The organism is Jiulongibacter sediminis (assembly GCF_001306455.1).
In the GTDB taxonomy this organism is placed as follows: domain Bacteria; phylum Bacteroidota; class Bacteroidia; order Cytophagales; family Spirosomataceae; genus Jiulongibacter; species Jiulongibacter sediminis.
Genome location: NZ_LGTQ01000005.1, coordinates 772,877 through 791,761 on the forward strand (window position 1 = coordinate 772,877; position 18,885 = coordinate 791,761).

At 43.5% G+C, this 18,885-nt stretch carries 12 protein-coding genes; 9 read left to right on the forward strand and 3 right to left on the reverse strand.

From position 1 onward, the window contains the following. Positions 1 to 2: 2 nt before the first annotated feature. Positions 3 to 1,316 (reverse strand): UDP-glucose dehydrogenase family protein, encoded by a 1,314-nt coding sequence (locus AFM12_RS03470; RefSeq protein ID WP_055143939.1) that lies wholly within the window; start codon positions 1,314 to 1,316, stop codon positions 3 to 5. Between the two features lie 468 nt (positions 1,317 to 1,784). On the opposite strand from AFM12_RS03470, the gene AFM12_RS03475 reads away from it, so the two are divergent. The 8 genes from AFM12_RS03475 (at position 1,785) to AFM12_RS03510 (ending at position 14,240) form a co-directional block, all read left to right on the forward strand. Next, on the forward strand, positions 1,785 to 2,411 hold the full coding sequence (locus AFM12_RS03475) for a gluconate 2-dehydrogenase subunit 3 family protein (RefSeq protein ID WP_055143941.1): 627 nt from the start codon (positions 1,785 to 1,787) through the stop codon (positions 2,409 to 2,411). 34 nt (positions 2,412 to 2,445) lie between these two features. Continuing rightward, on the forward strand, positions 2,446 to 4,155 hold the full coding sequence (locus AFM12_RS03480; protein WP_055143944.1) for a GMC oxidoreductase: 1,710 nt from the start codon (positions 2,446 to 2,448) through the stop codon (positions 4,153 to 4,155). An 80-nt stretch (positions 4,156 to 4,235) separates the two neighbouring features. Further along, complete coding sequence (locus AFM12_RS03485; RefSeq protein ID WP_055143946.1) at positions 4,236 to 5,951, forward strand: GMC oxidoreductase; 1,716 nt, start codon at positions 4,236 to 4,238, stop codon at positions 5,949 to 5,951. Then, on the forward strand, positions 5,951 to 7,636 hold the full coding sequence (locus tag AFM12_RS03490; protein WP_055143948.1) for a GMC oxidoreductase: 1,686 nt from the start codon (positions 5,951 to 5,953) through the stop codon (positions 7,634 to 7,636). Before AFM12_RS03485 ends, AFM12_RS03490 begins: the two co-directional genes overlap by 1 nt. Before the next feature lie 305 nt (positions 7,637 to 7,941). Next, positions 7,942 to 10,365 carry a phage tail-like protein gene (locus AFM12_RS03495; protein ID WP_055143950.1) on the forward strand — a complete coding sequence of 808 codons (2,424 nt, stop codon included), beginning with the start codon at positions 7,942 to 7,944 and terminating at the stop codon, positions 10,363 to 10,365. Beyond that, positions 10,362 to 10,922 carry a hypothetical protein gene (locus AFM12_RS03500; protein ID WP_055143952.1) on the forward strand — a complete coding sequence of 187 codons (561 nt, stop codon included), beginning with the start codon at positions 10,362 to 10,364 and terminating at the stop codon, positions 10,920 to 10,922. The genes AFM12_RS03495 and AFM12_RS03500 overlap by 4 nt, the downstream gene beginning before the upstream one ends. Before the next feature lie 226 nt (positions 10,923 to 11,148). Further along, positions 11,149 to 13,887 (forward strand): family 78 glycoside hydrolase catalytic domain, encoded by a 2,739-nt coding sequence (locus AFM12_RS03505; protein ID WP_055143954.1) that lies wholly within the window; start codon positions 11,149 to 11,151, stop codon positions 13,885 to 13,887. A 101-nt stretch (positions 13,888 to 13,988) separates the two neighbouring features. Continuing rightward, complete coding sequence (locus AFM12_RS03510) at positions 13,989 to 14,240, forward strand: hypothetical protein (RefSeq protein ID WP_157687277.1); 252 nt, start codon at positions 13,989 to 13,991, stop codon at positions 14,238 to 14,240. Positions 14,241 to 14,268: 28 nt separating this feature from the next. Here AFM12_RS03510 and AFM12_RS03515 read toward each other — a convergent pair whose 3' ends face one another. Further along, positions 14,269 to 15,354 carry a Gfo/Idh/MocA family protein gene (locus AFM12_RS03515; RefSeq protein ID WP_055143957.1) on the reverse strand — a complete coding sequence of 362 codons (1,086 nt, stop codon included), beginning with the start codon at positions 15,352 to 15,354 and terminating at the stop codon, positions 14,269 to 14,271. A gap of 252 nt (positions 15,355 to 15,606) precedes the next feature. On the opposite strand from AFM12_RS03515, the gene AFM12_RS03520 reads away from it, so the two are divergent. After that, a complete protein-coding gene (locus AFM12_RS03520; protein WP_055143959.1) occupies positions 15,607 to 16,326 on the forward strand; it encodes a 3-keto-disaccharide hydrolase in 720 nt (239 codons plus the stop codon). Positions 16,327 to 16,387: 61 nt separating this feature from the next. Here the strand turns inward: AFM12_RS03520 and AFM12_RS03525 are convergent, their stop codons facing one another. Next, complete coding sequence (locus tag AFM12_RS03525; protein WP_055143961.1) at positions 16,388 to 18,775, reverse strand: TonB-dependent receptor; 2,388 nt, start codon at positions 18,773 to 18,775, stop codon at positions 16,388 to 16,390. Positions 18,776 to 18,885: the final 110 nt, after the last annotated feature.

Here is an 18,885-nt window from a genome sequence, read left to right on the forward strand (position 1 = left end):
GATTAGGCTTTTATCGCTTTTCGTCCAATGGAATAATAGGTAAAACCTTTCTCTTCCATCTCGTCAAGAGCATAAAGGTTTCTTCCGTCAAAGATCACATTATTTTTCAGAGAAGACTTGATCTTATCAAAATCCGGTGTTCTGAAAGCAGGCCACTCGGTCATGATCATCAGGGCATCAGCACCTTCAAGGGCTTCGTACATGCTCTTGGCATATTTTACTTTGCGGCCTACTACACCTTTGACATTATCCATAGCTTCAGGGTCAAAAACAACCACCTTAGCTCCCGCTCTTCTCAATGATTTGATATTATATAAGGCCGGTGCTTCACGAATATCATCGGTATGTGGTTTAAAAGCCAATCCCCACAAAGCAATGGTTTTCCCTTTAAGATCGCCACCAAAGTATTCTTTGATCTGTGGCATCATCTTCGTCTTTTGCTTGTCGTTGACCTTCATCACCGACTTCAAAATCTTGAAGTCATAATCAAACTCACTGGCCGTTTTACCAAGAGCCTGAACGTCTTTCGGAAAACAGCTTCCACCGTAACCAATACCCGGAAATAGAAAACGTTTCCCGATGCGGCTATCCGTACCAATACCACGTCTTACGTTGTCAACGTCTGCACCTGCACGTTCACAAAGGTTTGCAATCTCGTTCATGAATGTAATTTTCATAGCCAGGAAAGAATTGGCGGCATATTTCGTCATTTCAGCGGAACGCTCGTCCATGAAGATTACCGGATTTCCCTGTCGAACCAGCGGAGCATACAATTTTTCCATAATTTTCATTGCTCTTTGTGACTGGGTTCCTACCACTACACGATCAGGTTTCATGAAGTCATCTACCGCTACCCCTTCTCTGAGGAATTCAGGGTTAGAAACCACATCAAAGTCAACCTTGGCGTTTTTCGCAATGGCAGCTGTCACTTTTTCGGCTGTTCCTACCGGTACGGTACTTTTATCAACGATTACGGCATAATCTTTAAGGATTTTACCTAAATCATCCGCCACACCGAGGATATATTTTAAGTCTGCAGAGCCGTCTTCACCGGGAGGAGTTGGCAAAGCCAAAAATATCACTTGTGCTCCTTCAATACCTTCTTCAAGAGAAGTGGTAAAGTTCAAACGACCTGCCTTTGTGTTTCTTTCAAACAAGACTTCAAGACCAGGTTCATAAATGGTGAGCTTGCCTTTCTTCAGGCTTTCCACCTTTTTCGGATCAATGTCTACACATGTCACCGTGTTTCCAGTTTCGGAGAAACAAGTCCCTGAGACCAGACCTACATATCCTGTTCCGACAACAGAAATTTTCATATTCTAAGATTTATGTGTTTCAAAAAGTTGAACAAATGTAAATGAAATCTGAACAATAACACTTGCCGCAAAGTAAAAAAGTCTACATTATTTTTATTCAATGCTGGACTTTTTAATCAAAATAACCCCCAAAGTCTGACATAGCTTAACAAAAAAGTAGACTTTAAATCTAAGACATCATTATACAGGAAAACCTAAATGCTCTGAATAACAGATTGTATTATTCTCATAAAACACCAAATGACAAGTTCAAAGGGCATTCTGAGACACTAATCGTTTGATCCTTCATTTAATATCAAAAGTCCTGAATTTGACCACTTTAACCGCTTAGCCTATTGGGTTCTAAGGTACTTTAGAAGCAAGAAATATGAATATTTGACGTTCATTTCTTGGCGGATAATACCAGATGAGGTAATTTCACCACCAAACTGAAAAAGTTCTTAGTAACCTATTTAAACAATTAATACATTGAATAGAAGAGACGCATTAAACAGAGTCGCTATTTTAATGGGTGGAGCTCTCTCCGCCCCTACGATGGCGGCCTTACTGGAAAGTTGTACTTCAAAAGAGTCGGCTTCGGCTCCTTTCTCCCTTTCAGCAGACTACCAGGAGATTGTCGCTCAGATTGCAGACATTATTATTCCGGCCACAGATACTCCCGGAGCTAAAGAAGTAGGCGTTGGGCCTTTCATCGAAATGATGATCAAAGACTGTTACTCTGATGCTCAGGGAGCTCACTTTAAGGAAGGTCTGAAGATGGTAGAAGACAAAGCCAAAGAAATGGGTGGCAGTTTTATGAGCCTGACCGGTGATCAGCAGATTGAAGTGGTGAAAGCCATGGAGGCTGAAGCCAAAACCGAAGAGCAAAAAGCGAAAGAAGCTCAGATTGACCCGGAAACAGGTAAAGTTAAAGAGGGTTCTGCCGCAGAGGAGCCGGTAACTCCGTTCTTTTTGATAATGAAAGAGCTGACACTGTTTGGCTACTTTACTTCTGAGGTAGGAATGAAAGAAGAACTGGATTATGTGCCAATTCCTGGTCGATATGAAGGCTGTATTCCATTAAAAGAAGGACAAAAAGCATATGCTTTAGGCTAAACTAACCAGAAAATACTGAAGACTTAAGAATAGAATGAATATACAAGGAAAAGCAAAAGAGCAGAATACTTTTGATGCCATCGTGGTGGGTTCCGGTGTTTCAGGTGGCTGGGCCGCTAAAGAATTGACCGAAAAAGGACTCAAAGTTTTAATGCTCGAAAGAGGAAATCATGTGGAACACGTTACGGGGTATCGTGACGCCATGAAAGAGAGCTGGGATTTCCCGCATAGAGGACGTATCGATAAACAAGCTGCTGAAGAATACTGGGCTGTAAAGCGTACAGGGTATGCGGCCAGTGAAGAGAACCGTTATCTTTTCGTAAAAGATACCGAGCATCCTTATAAGGAGAAAAGACGTTTCGACTGGATCAGAGGATACCATACCGGTGGTCGCTCATTGATGTGGGGTCGTCAGTCTTATCGCTGGAATCCCAAAGATTTCACCGCCAATCTGGAAGAAGGTGTTGGTACTGACTGGCCTATTCGTTATGATGACGTCGCTCCATGGTACGATTATGTAGAGCGTTTTGCCGGTATCAGTGGTAGCAGAGATGGCTACGATGTTTTGCCTGACGGGCAATTTCAACCAGCTATGGAACTCAACTGTGTTGAGCAGCATCTGAAAGAAGGAATTGAGAAAAACTTCCCGGGACGTCATCTAACCATCGGGCGTGTGGCTCACCTGACTGCACCTACCGACGAGCAGACTGCTCTTGGGCGTGCCAGTTGTCAATACCGGAATAAATGTATCAGAGGCTGTCCTTACGGTGCCTACTTCAGTACACAGTCAGCTACTTTGCCTGCAGCTCAGAGAACCGGTAATCTTACGCTGATCAATGATAAGATTGTTTTCCAGGTAATCATGGATGATGAAACCGGTAAGGCTACGGGTGTAAGGGCAATCGATCAGAATACAAAAGAAGAGGTAGAATACTTCTCAAAGATCATCTTCCTGAATGCTTCGGCACTTGCTTCAGCATGGATTATGATGCAGACCACCTCTGACCGTCATCCAAATGGCTTGGGTAACCAATCTGACCAATTAGGAAGAAATATCATGGACCATCACCTGGCTTCAGGTGCAGGTGGAATTGTGGAAGGTTTTACAGACAAATACTATTTTGGTAACCGACCAAACGGCGTTTACATTCCGAGGTTTACCAACTGGGGTTCTGACAAGAGAGACTTCACCAGAGGTTTTGGATATCAGGGAAGAGCTTCAAGATCAACGGGTGTTAATGTGGAAGCTACTTTCGGTGCAGATTTCAAAGAAGCAGCCAGCTTACCAGGCGTTTGGAATGTCGGTATCGGCGGTTTTGGTGAAACCTTGCCAGACCCGACTAACCGTATGACCCTTTCCGCCGATAAAGATAGCTGGGGGCTGCCGGTAATTGAGTTTGATGCCGCCTGGGGTGAAAACGAGCAGAAAATGCGTGTCGCCATGCGTGACGAAGCCGTTGCTATGCTTGAAGCTGCCGGTGTCAAAAATGTTTACGGATATAAGGATGAAGAAAAAGCCCCGGGTATCGGTATCCACGAAATGGGAACCGCCCGTATGGGAACTGACCCTTCAAACTCGGTATTGAACAAAAACAATCAGGTTTGGGGAGCAGAGAACGTTTTCGTTACTGACGGAGCGGCCTTTGCCTCATCTTCTTGTGTAAACCCTTCTTTAACCTACATGGCTTTAACAGCCAGAGCTGCTGATTTTGCAGTTTCAGAATTGAAGAAAGGTAATCTGTAATCAGCATAGTAAATGATGAATCAAAAAGCGGTTAGAGTCAAAATCTGACCGCTTTTATTTTAAACAACCCTTTTGAAAAAATGTATATCCAGGGAAAAGTAAAAGAACAAAATACCTTTGACGCACTGGTGGTGGGCTCAGGTGTTTCAGGTGGCTGGGCTGCCAAAGAATTGACCGAAAAAGGTCTGAAGGTTTTGCTCATTGAGCGTGGCCGGCACATTGAACATGTGACGGACTATGAAAACGCTTTGAAAAATCCCTGGGATTTTCCGCACCGTGGACGCCTTTCAAATCAAATGAAAAAAGACTATTGGGCCGGTAGCCGGGCAGGTTTTGCGAACGCAGAAGACATCCTCCCCCATTTTGTCAAAGACAGTGAATACCATTATGAAGAGAAAAGGAGTTTCGACTGGGTTCGTGGTTACCAAACCGGAGGCCGTTCGCTAACCTGGGGCAAACAAAGTTACCGCTGGAATGAAAAAGACTTTCTGGCCAACCTGGAAGATGGTCATGGGGTCGACTGGCCAATTCGTTATGCTGATCTGGCTCCCTGGTATTCGTACGTAGAGAAGTTTGCGGGGATTAGTGGTAGTCTGGAAGGACTGGACGTTTTGCCGGATGGTGAGTTTCAAACGGCTATGCCGCTCAATTGCGTGGAGAAGGATATCAAAGGCTCCATTGAAAAAGCTTTTCCTGGTCGTAAAATGATCATCGGCCGTGCCGCTCACCTTACGAATCCTACAGAGGAACAAATGGCTCTCGGAAGGGCTTCCTGTCAATATCGGAATATGTGTAAAAGGGGTTGCCCGTATGGAGCCTACTTCAGCTCACAAAGTGCGACCCTGCCTGCTGCCAGGAATACCGGTAACCTGACGCTTGTCAATGACAAGGTGGTTTATTCCACAATTTTTGACCCTGAAACGCAGAAAGTGCTGGGCGTCAAAGCGATTGATGAAACCACAGGCGATGAGCACGAGTATTATGGAAAAATCGTCTTCCTGAATGCTTCGGCCATGAATACGGCCTGGATCATGATGCAATCGACCTCTTCAAAACATGCCAACGGGCTGGGTAATGAAAGTGACCAGCTGGGCCGCAATATCATGGACCACCACCTGAACGTTTGGGCCAGAGGCGATGTGGAAGGCTACGAGGATGAATATTATTTCGGTCGCCGGCCAAATGGTATATATATTCCGCGTTTTGCGAATTATGGTGATGATAAAAGAACCGATTTCCTTCGCGGCTTTGGTTATCAGGGCAGTGCTTCACGAGCCATGGGACAACCGTCAGAGAGTAGTTTCGGAGCAGGTCTTAAAGAGGATGCCGGCAAACCAGGGCCATGGAGTTTTGGAATACGTGGATTTGGAGAAACCTTACCCGACCCCAACAACAGAATAACCTTAAGTGAGAACAAAGATAAGTGGGGTCTGCCATATATTGAGTTTGATACCGCCTGGGGACCAAATGAAATGGCCATGCGTAAAACAATCCTCAAAGAAGCCATGGATATGCTCGAAGCCGCTGGTCTGAAAAATGTAAGAGGTGGCGATGAGACACAGAAATCAATGGGTGTTGGAATTCATGAAATGGGAACTGCCCGGATGGGCCATGATTCCAAAACATCTGTTTTGAACAAATGGAATCAGGTTTGGGGAGCAGAGAATGTTTTTGTAACAGACGGTGCGGCCATGACTTCTTCTTCCTGTGTCAACCCATCGCTGACCTATATGGCTTTAACAGCCCGTGCGGCCAATTACGCGGTTGAAGAACTGAAAAAAGGCAATCTTGGGTGATGAATTCATTTGATGCCATTGTGGTGGGATCGGGAATTTCAGGTGGTTGGGCCGCCAAAGAATTAACCGAAAAGGGTTTGAATGTACTCATGCTTGAGCGTGGTAAAAACATTGAGCATGTGAAGGATTATCATACGGCCAATATGCATCCGTGGGAATTTGAGCACCATAATCTCAAGATCCCTTTGGAAGAAGCTAAAGATTATCCCGTACATATCCGCTCAGGAAATACCATCACGGAGGCATCAAAACACCATTTTGTCAAAGATACTGATCATCCATATCTGGAATCAAAACGCTTCGACTGGATTCGGAGCTTTCAATTAGGTGGAAAGTCCATCACCTGGGGCCGGGTAGCTTTACGCATGAGCGATCTTGATTTTGAAGCGAATGCCAAAGAGGGAATTGGAGTCGACTGGCCAATCCGATATAGAGACATCGAACCCTGGTATAATTATGTAGAGCGTTTTGCCGGGATATCCGGGAGTTATGAAGCTCTTCCCTATTTACCGGACAGTATCTTTCAAAAACCTTTTGATCTCACCTGTGTGGAGCAGCATATGCGAGAGAAGGTTTTGGAAAAATTTGGAGACCGATATGTGATACCGCCCCGTCAGGCCCATTTAACTGAACCCACTGAGGAACAAATGGCTCTGGGCCGGGCAAGTTGCCAGTCGAGAGCTATGTGCTGGCGTGGTTGCCCTTACGGGGCTTATTTTAGCACTCAAGCTGCCACATTGCCTGCTGCAAGACTAACCGAAAGACTGACGGTTAAAACAAATGCGATTGTTCATGAGGTGATTTATGATGATCAATTGCAAAAAGCAACGGGCGTACGGGTCATTGATCAACTAACCAAGGAAGAAACGGAGTTTTTTGCTCCAATTATTTTCCTCAATGCCTCAGCAATGGCCAGTACTTTCATTCTTTTAAATTCTAAATCCAAGCGTTTTCCGGAGGGTCTTGGGAATGACAGCGGCCAGCTTGGGCACAATTTAATGGATCACCATTTTGATGCCGGAGCACGTGCGGAAATGCCCGGCTTTGAAGACCAATATTATTACGGTCGACGACCGAACGGCTTTTACATTCCAAGATTCAGAAACGTAGACAGTGATAGACGGGATTACCTTCGTGGCTTTGGATATGAGGGTGAAAGTCGGAGAGTCCGGGGGGAGGAATCGCCGGAAACTATTGGAGCGGGGCTCAAAGAAGCCATCACTCGGCCGGGTCCATGGGAGGTCAATCTCACCGGTTTTGCCGAAACCCTACCCTATTATGAGAATAAGGTATGGATTGACGACAGCAAGAAAGATCAATGGGGTTTGCCGGTACTTCACTTTTCTGCCGAAATTGGCGAAAATGAACGTAAAATGCGAACTGATATGATGAATGACGCCGCCGAGATGCTGGAAGCTTCCGGGGCGAAAAACATTGAAACTTTTGATAACAAAAGAGGCTACGGTCGCTGCATTCATGAAATGGGTACTGCCAGAATGGGCCTTGACCCAAAAACCTCAGTGCTAAACGAGTGGAACCAGATTTACGGAGCTCAGAATGTTTTTGTGACCGACGGAGCATGCATGACATCCTCTTCCTGTGTTAACCCTTCGCTAACTTACATGGCCCTAACCGCCCGAGCGGCGGATTATGCAGTACATCAATTGAAGAAAGGAAGCCTCTGAAAGTAGTTGTAAAGAGTCCTTTGTATACTTCTCAAACAGCCATTTCTGTCTTGATTTGAAACGAAAGAAAGTCTTTCTTTTCTTGTAGTAATCTTAATTTTTCGTCTTCTCTTTCGGGGAATCTCTTTTCTTTAGAAAATAACCTCTTCCGAAAATCATTTCATAATCTATTTACTATAATATACTTATAAGAAAATAGCGACTTTTTTAAAGCTAAAAATGGCCTGCTCTTTTTTGAAAAAAAATGACTACATTTAGAAAACCCACTGAGTATAAGTAACCTCTGATCTAACTACTATAATGTCATGGAAAATTTCAACCGGTCAAGAACCGCTATGTTCGCTACGGGTAACACCACCCGTTTTTGTTTCTTTCTCAGAAAATTTTCAAACATACCCATTCCCCTCCTTCTTTTTCTTCTGATAAGCCAGACTCTGCAGGCACAAAACCCCTCGGCCGTTCAGAGAACCGAATCGGAGGAGATTCAGGCCGATTTTATTTTCGAAAAAAAAGGCCTGTTGATTCCAAGAATGAGTACCACAGACCGTTTGCTAATCTCATCACCCAGGGAAGGCCAACTGGTGTATGACCTTACCGCTCATCATTTTTACTTTTATAATGGAACCGAGTGGGTCGTGCAATCATCTGCATACAGTCAGGAGGAAGTCATCGGACTGATTGATTCTCTCAGTAGTGGCTATAATTCCGCCTTGATGAATGCTCAGAAATTTAATGAATCGATCCTGGCCTCGGGTATTTTCAATCTTCCTTCGGCAAATGCCGTCGCCGATGGCGAGCGAAAACCCATTCAGGGTAGTGTGTGGTCGCTTACCGGAAATAAGAACGCCCAAAGGCATGCCTCTCCACCAGTAATTGGTACCTCCGATTACACACCACTGGTTTTCATCACCAATAATGAAGAAAGGCTGCGAATCGACGAAAACGGAGCCTTGCACATGAGCGGAAGCCTGAATGTGGGTGAAGACGCCATCATTGGAAGAGATCTGGAAGTAAAAATGGATGTCTACCTCAACCAGGAGGGCGGCTCTACATCCATCTTTGGCTCTGCCACTCTTCATGATGATTTAACAGTAAAAAAGAACCTGACAGTAAATACTGAGGGTGGGATGACCCAAATCAAAGGGCCTTCTATTCTGGGCGGAGCTGCGGAAAACCCATCTATGTTTATGGGCCACGTTCAAATGAACAAAGATTTGGATGTCAATGGTAATACCCGGCTAAAAAATATTTTACAGGTGGATGGAGCTACTGACCTCAAGTCTGGTCTGGTGGTGGAAGGACCAGCCGATTTAAATTCAACACTTGAACTGGAAGGGTCTGCCCAACTAAATGGCCCCGTCACCATTGAAGGCAATACGCTTATTAACGACCGCCTGACTGTTTTCAAAGATGTACCAGATGGTCAGTTCGTTGCTACTTTTATCAATGGAAATAGTGGCGATGGAGACGGGATAAAAATCAAACTCGGAAAAAACCGAACGGTGTTCACACCTCCGGTCATTAACCTTCTGACCTCTGATCAGGTTCAAAAAATGAGGGATCTGATCGCCTGCACCACCGATCCGAATGTCAAAGTGAACTTGTTGAAAGATATTGTCATAGAAGGAACAATTGAGGACGTTCAGGTTTTGGCAGGTCTCACTGTAGGCGTAGGCAATTTTATCATTGACATGATAAATAAGACCTTTGATGGCTTCAATATCAATCCTTCAGTACCCCGGGTGGTAATTACGCCGGCTGTAGTGGTTGAAGGTGTGGAAATTACCCCTGAACTGGCTTTTGGGCCCGTTCCCATCCCTGCAATTGATCCAATCCCCACCCTTCCACATTTTGATCTTAACGATCTCAATTCTGTCATTGAGCCAGACATTCCTGCCATCAATATCGAAGATCCTGCCTTCTGGGGAATTCCGAATATTTGTACGGCCGATGTAGGAACTCCCCTGAACAATAGAAATGAGTTCATTCATTTTGCAGACGCTCAAAATCAAAAAATGGGCAGCATCCGGGCCGTTTCACTGACCGACTGGTCTGCCAATTATCTGGATCCTGTTTTTCTATTTTCTTTAAGAAATGCTCTGAAAAGTGCGACGGATAAAAAGCATGCGAAATACCACTTCAGCACACTTATTACCGGGGCACTGAAAGATTATGCGAAAATTGGTGTGGAATACAGCTCAGGAAATGGTGATTATGCCGAATGGCTCCAAAGAAAGAATCCCGGGGAGTTCATCAGCCCTGGCGATATCGTCGGAGTGATCGGAGGCGAAATCACAAAAGAACTTGAACACGCTGAGCAGGTGCTGGTTGTCTCTCACAACCCTATTGTTTTAGGAAATACTCCTCCGGAAGGTTTAGTAAATCTGGGCAATAATATCGCTTTCATGGGACAGGTTCCTGTCAAAATTACCGGACCTGTAAAAACCGGGGATTATATCGTGGCTGATCTGAAAATTCCCGGCTATGGATATGCCAAGGACATTGCAGAAATGACACCGGAAGATTTCAGAATCTGTGTTGGCCGATCTTGGGAAAACCGATCTGAAGACGGACCGAAACTAGTCAATACTGTCGTTGGAATTCACAATGGTGATTACTTCAAAATTCTGAAAAAATACGACGATAAATTCAGACAGAGTGAAGAGCGACTTGATCTGTTGGAGGCTAAAGTAGACGCCCTTTTGCAACAAAAGCCTCCGATCCGATGAATCTGAAGAGAAGAGTAATTAGGGGTTTCCTGATTTCTTGGTTCTGTTTTGGCTTCTCTGTTTGCCCTGCTCAGCAGAATGCTAAAGCCGGGCCGGAAGAGATGCTTCATTGGCTTTCAGAACTCTATGAGGCAGGGGTTTTTATGACCGAAGATTCGCTTCAGATCAATCAGGAGTCACTTGAATTGCTTCGAAATGAAGACTATAGAAACCTGATTTATCCGGAGATTTATAGCTGGGAGATTACCAAAAGGCTGATTGAGGCCAGGCGACTAAAACCAGCCTTTTGGTATATGATCAATTTATACCCTCAGAACGATCAGAATAAAGATCTCGTGGTGAAGGCCATGCTAACCTACGACTCTATTTTTCAAATGGACAAGGTATTGATCAGTACATTCTACACTTACTGTTACATGGATCCGGAAATTGGTCAGATTGTGGATGGAGACCCACGTATTGATGCCCCCCATATTTTAGAACAGAAGCTTCATTTTGTCAGAGAAATCATCTTCTACATGGAAGAATTTAAAAGGAATAATCAGCCTTCGGAATAATCATTTTTGACAAAGAATATTCGATTGAGAGAATACATTTAGTCGTTTCGTTTTAAAACTGTCAGATAATTATATCCCTCTGAGCAAGAACAACTTTCTTTAACCCTTTGGCAATCGGAAAATATCATTTGTTTGAAAACAATAAGCGTTTGAAGCACCAGAGCCAGACAGCTATGGAAAGTTAAACTTGCTCTTCTTCGTATCTTCCCTTTCTTATTGAAATAAAATGATGAAGAAAATAGCATTTCTCCTGTTATGCAGCCTTTCCCCTGTACTTCTGGTCGCCCAGCTTCAGGCTCCCAAAGACCTCAGAACTGAATATCTTACCGGAACTCCATTAATTGATATCGAACAACCTCGTCTGGGCTGGATCAATGAAGCTCAAGGAAATGAAAAAGGTCAAAAACAGACGGCCTATGAAATTCGGGTTTCAGAAACCCAAGAAAACTTGATGACAGGAAATGTCTGGTCAACCGGCAAAGTATTATCATCTCAAAATCAACGTGTTGAATACCGAGGAAAGACCTTAAAATCAACACAGCAATACTGGTGGCAGGTGAGAACATGGGACAAAAAAGATAAAGTCTCTGAATGGTCGGCACCAACCAGCTGGCGAATGGGTTTGCTCGAGCCAAACGAATGGAAAGCCGTCTGGATTGGTGCTCCCTGGCAGGGTGAAGATGCCATACCCAAACCACCTGGTGGCCCGCAGGAACGAACAAAGATTTTGCCACCACCGGCTCCCTATTTGAGAAAAGGTTTTGACGTCAACAAACCAATTCAATCTGCGGTGGTTTTTACCACCGGACTAGGCTATTTTGAATTTTATGTAAACGGAGAGCTTGTTAGTGACGATAAATTAGTGCCTAACCAAACCAATTATAGTAAAAGACCTGGTCTTGAAAAAAATTACATCGGCGTGCCGGATAAGTTTGAGGCCTATAAAGTTTTTTATCTGGCCTATGATCTAACGGATCATTTAAAAAGTGGGAAAAATGCCATTGGGGCCATTTTAGGCAATGGATTTTATAATGCTCCAAAATTTTGGACGCAATCCTACGGTTCTCCTCGTTTTATTGCTCAATTACAAATCACCTATGATGACGGTACGACGGAGACTATCATTTCTGATTCGAGTTGGAAAGCCGAAAAATCACCTATCCTTATGGATTTGGTCTATGATGGTGAGATTTATGACGCCCGAAAAGCCATTCCTGACTGGGCCTCTGCTGACTTTGATGACCGTCAATGGCAGAAAGTTATTGAGCGAAAAGCTCCTTTTGGTGAGCTCAGAGCCCACACGGCCGAGCCAGACAAAGTCACCAAAACTTATCAGCCCACGGCTATTGAAAAACTAGGCAATGGTCATTACAAAGTCCAATTTCCGGAAGAAATAAGCGGATGGGTAAGACTTAATAATGTGGAAGGGCCTGCTGGTCAAAAAGTGCACATTACCTTCAATGGCAATCTTTACTCCGGAGAAAACACCTATTATTTTGCCGGAAAAGGCAAAGAAAATTATGCCCCAAGGTTCAACTGGTTTGTATTTAGCGGAATTGAAATCACAGGTTGGCCAGGTGAGCTGAAACCTGAGATGCTAACAGCTGAAGCAGTCAACACGGATGTGAAGGAGAATGCCTTTTTTGAAACCTCCAACCCACTTTTTAATCAGATCAATGACATCTGGAAACGCTCTCAGATGGACAATATGCATGGGGGAATTGCCTCTGACTGTCCACACCGTGAGCGGTCAGGTTATACCGGTGACGGGCAGGTGGCCTGCCCTACCGTAATGCATAATTTCGATGCCCGGGCTTTTTACCAAAAATGGGTTTCAGACATGCGGGAAGCCCGTATTCCTGAAACGGGTTATGTACCTAATGGAGCACCATGGCAGCCCGGCTGTGGTGGTGGCGTAGCCTGGGGAGCAGCCATTAACATTATTCCATGGGAATATTACCTTCAATACGGAGACCATAGAATGCTAAGCGACAATTATGATGCGATGAAGGGTTACCTCGATTATATGGAGACGTGGATAACAAAGGAAGGAATCATGTATAGTCAGCGGGAAGGACAGGACGGAAAGCCTCTTAAATGGTGGAACCTGGGAGACTGGGCTGGTATTTGTACAGACTGCCTACCAGATGATGCTTTGGTGCATACCTTCTATTATTGGTATTCACTGGATATTACAGTAAAAGTAGCTTCCATTCTGGATCACCCAGAGGAAGCTCTAGAAATGAGAACAAGAGCCATTGAACTCAAAAATGCCTTTCATCGATATTTCTATGATGAAGAGACGATGTCTTATGGTGATTATGGGTCTAACATTTTCGCTTTAAAAATGGGCGTTCCGGCCGATCGATATTCAAAAGTAAAACAGGCTTTAATTGAGGAAATTGAGCGGAACAATGGGCACTTAAACACTGCCATTTTCGGTACGCGTTTCTTTTTTGAGGTTTTGGCAGAGAATGGCCTGAATCACCTGGCCTATGAAGCCATGAATAAGAGAACCGAGCCCGGCTTCGGTCATTGGATTGAACTTGGCGGTACCACTTCCCGGGAGCACTGGGACGAAAGCGGCAGTCATAACCATCCCATGTTTGGTGGTGGGCTCGTTTGGCTTTACCGAAATCTTGCTGGTTTAAACTTTGATGAATCAAAACCAGGCTATGAGCATTTAATTTTTAAACCTTTGCCTGCAGGTGATTTACAATATGCTCGCTATGAGACAGAGACCCCATTTGGTACTGCAGGAATTCACTGGGAGAAAGATGACAAAATTCTTAAAACAAAATTAACAATACCGGTGGGGAGTAACGCTACATTTTACCCGCCTGAAGGTGACTTTAATTCGATAAGTGTAGATGGACATAGAAGTGATCGATCTGAAGGGATTGAAATGAAAAATGGCACTTTTGAGTTGCAAAGTGGGGTTTACAACTTTTCTTTTAATCCATAGTTTATTGATATTTCTTTCCTGATGTAGAGACCAAAGGTTTGCTTCTTTTTGAGATTGAACTTATTATTGAAGTTTCTGACAAACCTTATAATCAAAAGAGTATGGCCAAATCTGATTTAAGCTCAATGACTCAGGAGGAACTTCACAAAAAAGAAAAAGGGCTCAAAATGCTTATTGCCTTTTTTATTCCGATCATCCTTCTCCTTTTTTTCTTTGTCTTAAAGGATTTCCTAGAAGGAAAAGAGATGGACTGGTCAATGCTTACCATTGCCATTTGTACTTTGGCAGGGCCTATCACAATTTACCCCCAATTTCAGGAAGTGCGGAAAGAGCTTTCATCAAAGAGAACGTAACAATGAATCTTGAAAAGGCATAAATTGGCTAAACGGCCACCCTCTTCCCTGACCTGGCAGCCTCATAAACGGCATCGATCACTCTAAGATCTTTCAAACCCTCCAAACCACAAATGTGATCAGGAAGTGTTTTTTTGTTTAACAGATATTTAGCCATTTCATCCATTTGAACCTGTTGCTGATTGGTTTGAGGAAAATCAAATTCATCGCTCCGGGTTCTTCCTTGGAAAGGACCATAGCTTATGGCCGGGCTTAACTCAAAGAAATTATTTTCAGCTGACGCAAAAAGCCGGTCGATTTGAAATGAAGAACTGGCAACGCATGAGGCTATCGTTCCATTAGCAAACTCCATACTCCAATGAATTGATTCTTCCACTTCTTTAAAAACATCAGGATACAACTTTTCGCCAAATCTAGCGGTTATAGCCACCGGCTCTAAACCAGTTACATAGCGAGCACCCTGAACGCAATAGACTCCAAGATTTTGAAGACAACCACCGCCGGAAAGCTCAGGATTCAAATGCCAGTCAGAAGGATCAATATTCGTAGAATTATAGCCCAAGCCCGCTTCAATATAGCGTACCTCACCATAAACTTTTTCTTGTCCCAGTTTCATCATGTGCTGATTGTACGGCTCAAAATGTAAACGATATCCCACGGCTAATTGAACTCCCGCTTTATGACATCCCTCTATCATTTCCTCGCATTCTGCAGCGGATATCGCCATTGGCTTTTCTACAATCACATGCTTCCCAGCCCGGGCTGCTCTAATGACATATTCTTTGTGCATACCATTGGGCAAAATCACGTATACAACGTCAATGTCTTTATTATCAGCTATCTGATCAAAAGTTTCATAATTATAAACGTTCTTCTCAGGGATGTTATATTTCTTTCGCCAAACCGGAATTTTAGATGGGGTTCCAGTCACAATGCCGTTAACTTTACAATATTTTGAGACCGCAATACCTTCGGCCATATAGTTGGCATAACGACCCAAACCCACAAGAGCCACGTTGAGTTTTTTATCTTCAAAAAAAGAGCTTGGTTTTATCAAAGGGACAGATATTACGCCGGTGGCCATTTTCTTTACAAAAGATCGTCTGTTTTCCATGTGCACTGCAATTTGATTCGGAAGATAAGAAAAGGAGTAGTACCATCTGTCCCTTATTTGATTAACGGCAAGTAATTTCGGAGTTTTCAAATTTCTCGATATTCCATAAACAGAGAATTACCCCTGCCAAGTCCTGCCCCAACCTACTCTCAGATCTGTTGAGTAGTCGAACCAATTGAATTCTTGATCTACTGGCCTTCAAGGAGACGGATTGGCCTACCTATTATTGTAGTCCAATATTATCAATTGAAAATGAATTTAAAACTTAGCATCGCGGCATTCTCGCTTGGCCTTATTTTCACGGGATGTACTTCAAATGCGGAAGAAGAGAAAATGGAAGTGGCTGAAAAAGCCTGGATTACACTTTTTGACGGTGCTTCTACCGATGCACTCCGAGGCTATGCCATTGATGAATTTCCTGTAGGTGTCTGGTACGTGGAAAACGGAACTCTTATTACAAACCCGGATACTTTAAACCGTGACCTGATAACCAAAGAACAGTTTGGCGACTTTGAACTGGAATATCAATGGGCCGTCGATACAGCAGCTAACTCGGGTGTGTTTATTCACGTCCAGGAAAAAGCTGCTATGGAAGCCGGAAACGGTAACAGCCCAAACTGGCTTGAAAACTGGGAGTTTCAGGTTCTTGATGATCTTCATTTCCCAGATACCGCTGTGGTCCGCTCAGCCGGCTCTTTATATGATCTGATTGTTCCGGAGAAGAAGGTTCTTAAACCAATTGGTGAATTTAATTCGGCCAAAATCATTCATAAAGATGGACATGTAGAACATTGGTTAAATGGAGCCAAGGTGGTACAATTCGAGATTGGAAGTGATGAGATGAATGAATTACTATCAAACAGTAAATTCTCTGAGAACAAAGCTTATGGAACAGATACTCTCGGTCATATCATGTTTCAGCATCATGGGCAAAAAGTATATTACAAAAACATAAGAGTTAGAGAAATTTAATTCCTCCACCCTTTTCACTCCTAAAGCCGTCATTCAAGTTTGTTTGACGGCTTTTTACTTATTATTCAAAGGTAAAATTATAGGCTAAAGAGACTATTGGTGCTCCGAAAACCGTCAATTTGTAAGGTTTAGTCACTAAGTCCTCTTTCCGGAAAAATACTGAATAGGCATTCTTACGACCATAGAGATTATACACGGTGAAGTTCCAGTTACCATTGAACCTTTTCTCTTTCATGCTGGGGCGATAAATATTCCATGAGAAATCAAGTCTGTGGTAATCCGGAATACGATCATTATTCCGAATCCCATAAAATGGAAAATTAGTCTCTGCAAATCGTATAAACCCTTGGGGAGTAGTAAATGGACGACCACTCGAGTACGTAAAATTGAAAGAGAAATCATGGTGATCTCCCTGATTGATGACGACTGTACCATTAAAGGTATGTGGCCTGTCATAATTGGCCGCGTACCAGTTACCAAAATTAACCTGCTGATTAAAAGAGGGCCCCTCATTCACTTGATTTAGGGAGCGGGAATAGGTATAATTGATCCAGCCGGCCAGCTCGCCTTTCTTCTTCTGAATCATCAGTTCTAATCCGTATGACTTATTAATACCCTGTAAAAGCTCCGTTTCTGGTGAAGACTGTAACAAAAAGCTAGCCCCGGGCTTGTAATCAATAATATTATCGGTATGACGGTAATAGGCTTCTGCTGAGAATTCATAAATCTGAGAACCGAAGTCCTGAAAATAACCTACAGTGTAAAGGCTACTCACCTGTGGTTTTATATAGATATCTGAGGTTTTCCAGCGGCTGGTGGGAATTGGCGTTGTAGTGTTAGAAATCACCTGCAAGTACTGCCGCAATAGATTATACCCAAACTTCAGAGAGGTTTTATTACTCAAGGCAACACGAAGCCCGATACGAGGCTCAAAACCTCCATATTGAGAAATGATCTCATTTTTGGCAAAAGAAACGGTGTCTACAAAGTTGATCTCATTTCTCTCCGTTCCTTCTTCAAAAAGTGGTCTTTTGGCCGGGCCAGTATTTCTGAAATCAGAATAACGGATACCGGCTGAAAGCGTCACTTTATCGTTAATTTCAAACTGGTCCTCAATGCCTATTCCTAATTCCAAACCATACTCCAAATCAGTTTCTACCGGATTGACCGAGGGACTGGTTCCAGGAATTAATTCGCCGGGATTTAATTGATATTGCGTAGCATCCGCCACAAACTCCAGGGTGTGTTTGCCGGCATAGTAATTCATATTGGCTTTCGCCTGTTTATATCGGATATTCTGAGCGATTTCCACGACATTTTCTGACTGAAACTCCGGTAATAGAATAGAAGGATCGTATTGAGAGGAAACCAGGGTCGTCTGCAGATTGAGTTTATCACTAAATGCAGTAAACCAGCTTCCGGTAAAGTTAAGCGTGGAGTAACGGTACTGACTGCTGGTGGCATTGATCTCCTGAATAGTACCTAAGGCCTCGGTTTGAAAGAAATCATAACTGTAATAAGCAGTTGCAGTTACCGTATTTTTGTCATTGATTTTGCCGAAGAGTTTCGCCGAGCTATCATAGAATTTTGCCTTTATGTCTTGCAACGATTTGGCAAAAATTGGGAAAGCCCAGTCGTTTAATGCCGCACGACCACTCACCATAACCCCTAAACGATCTTTAATGATGGGCACATCCATTTTGACTCGGTTAGAAACCATCGAAACTCCCCCTTTCAATTTGAATTTATTCAGATCGGGTTGAGCCAAAGTCACATCAAGTACCGCAGCGGCACGCCCACCATAGCGTGAGGGCACAGTTCCTTTGTAGAGGTCAAAATTTGAAACGGCCTCTGAAGGAAAAGCCGAGAACAGGCCAAACATATGAGTTGGGTTGAATATTGGCCCTCCATCAAGTAAAAGAAGGTTTTGATCTGTAGTACCACCACGAATGTTGACGCCATTTGAAGCCTCACCCACACTACTTACGCCTGGCAACATTTGTAATCCACGAAGGATATCAACTTCTCCCATGGCCGTGGGTATTTTTTCCAGCGTTTTTATGTTCAATGTAGAAACTCCGAGAAGTGGCCTTTTTAAATTATCAGATCGGTCAGTCTTGATGATCACCTCTTCCAACTGACTGGAGACCTTTTCCAACCGTATCACTCTTTCAGGCATGTCAGGCCCACCTTCAATGGAAAACCTTTTCGGTACATAACCAACATATCGAATGACAACAGCAATTCTTTGAGCCGGAACCAGAAAACTAAACCGACCGTCAAGGTCTGTTGAGCCGGCCATTTCTCCAAAATTCAAACTGACTGTAGCCCCGGGTAAAGGCTCATTATCAGCACTATCAAGCACAACCCCTTTAAAATTATACAGATTTTGAGCAATAGACTGAAGCGAAAAAACGAACAGAAGAGCAGTAAAAAAATATCTTTTCATGTGTTTAGTTTCTATTTATTTTCAACGGTCACATGCGACCCCTGCCAGCCGCAGGCAGGTTTGATGATTGAAATAATCATTCTCTTGTGTGATTAATGATTATTTCAATC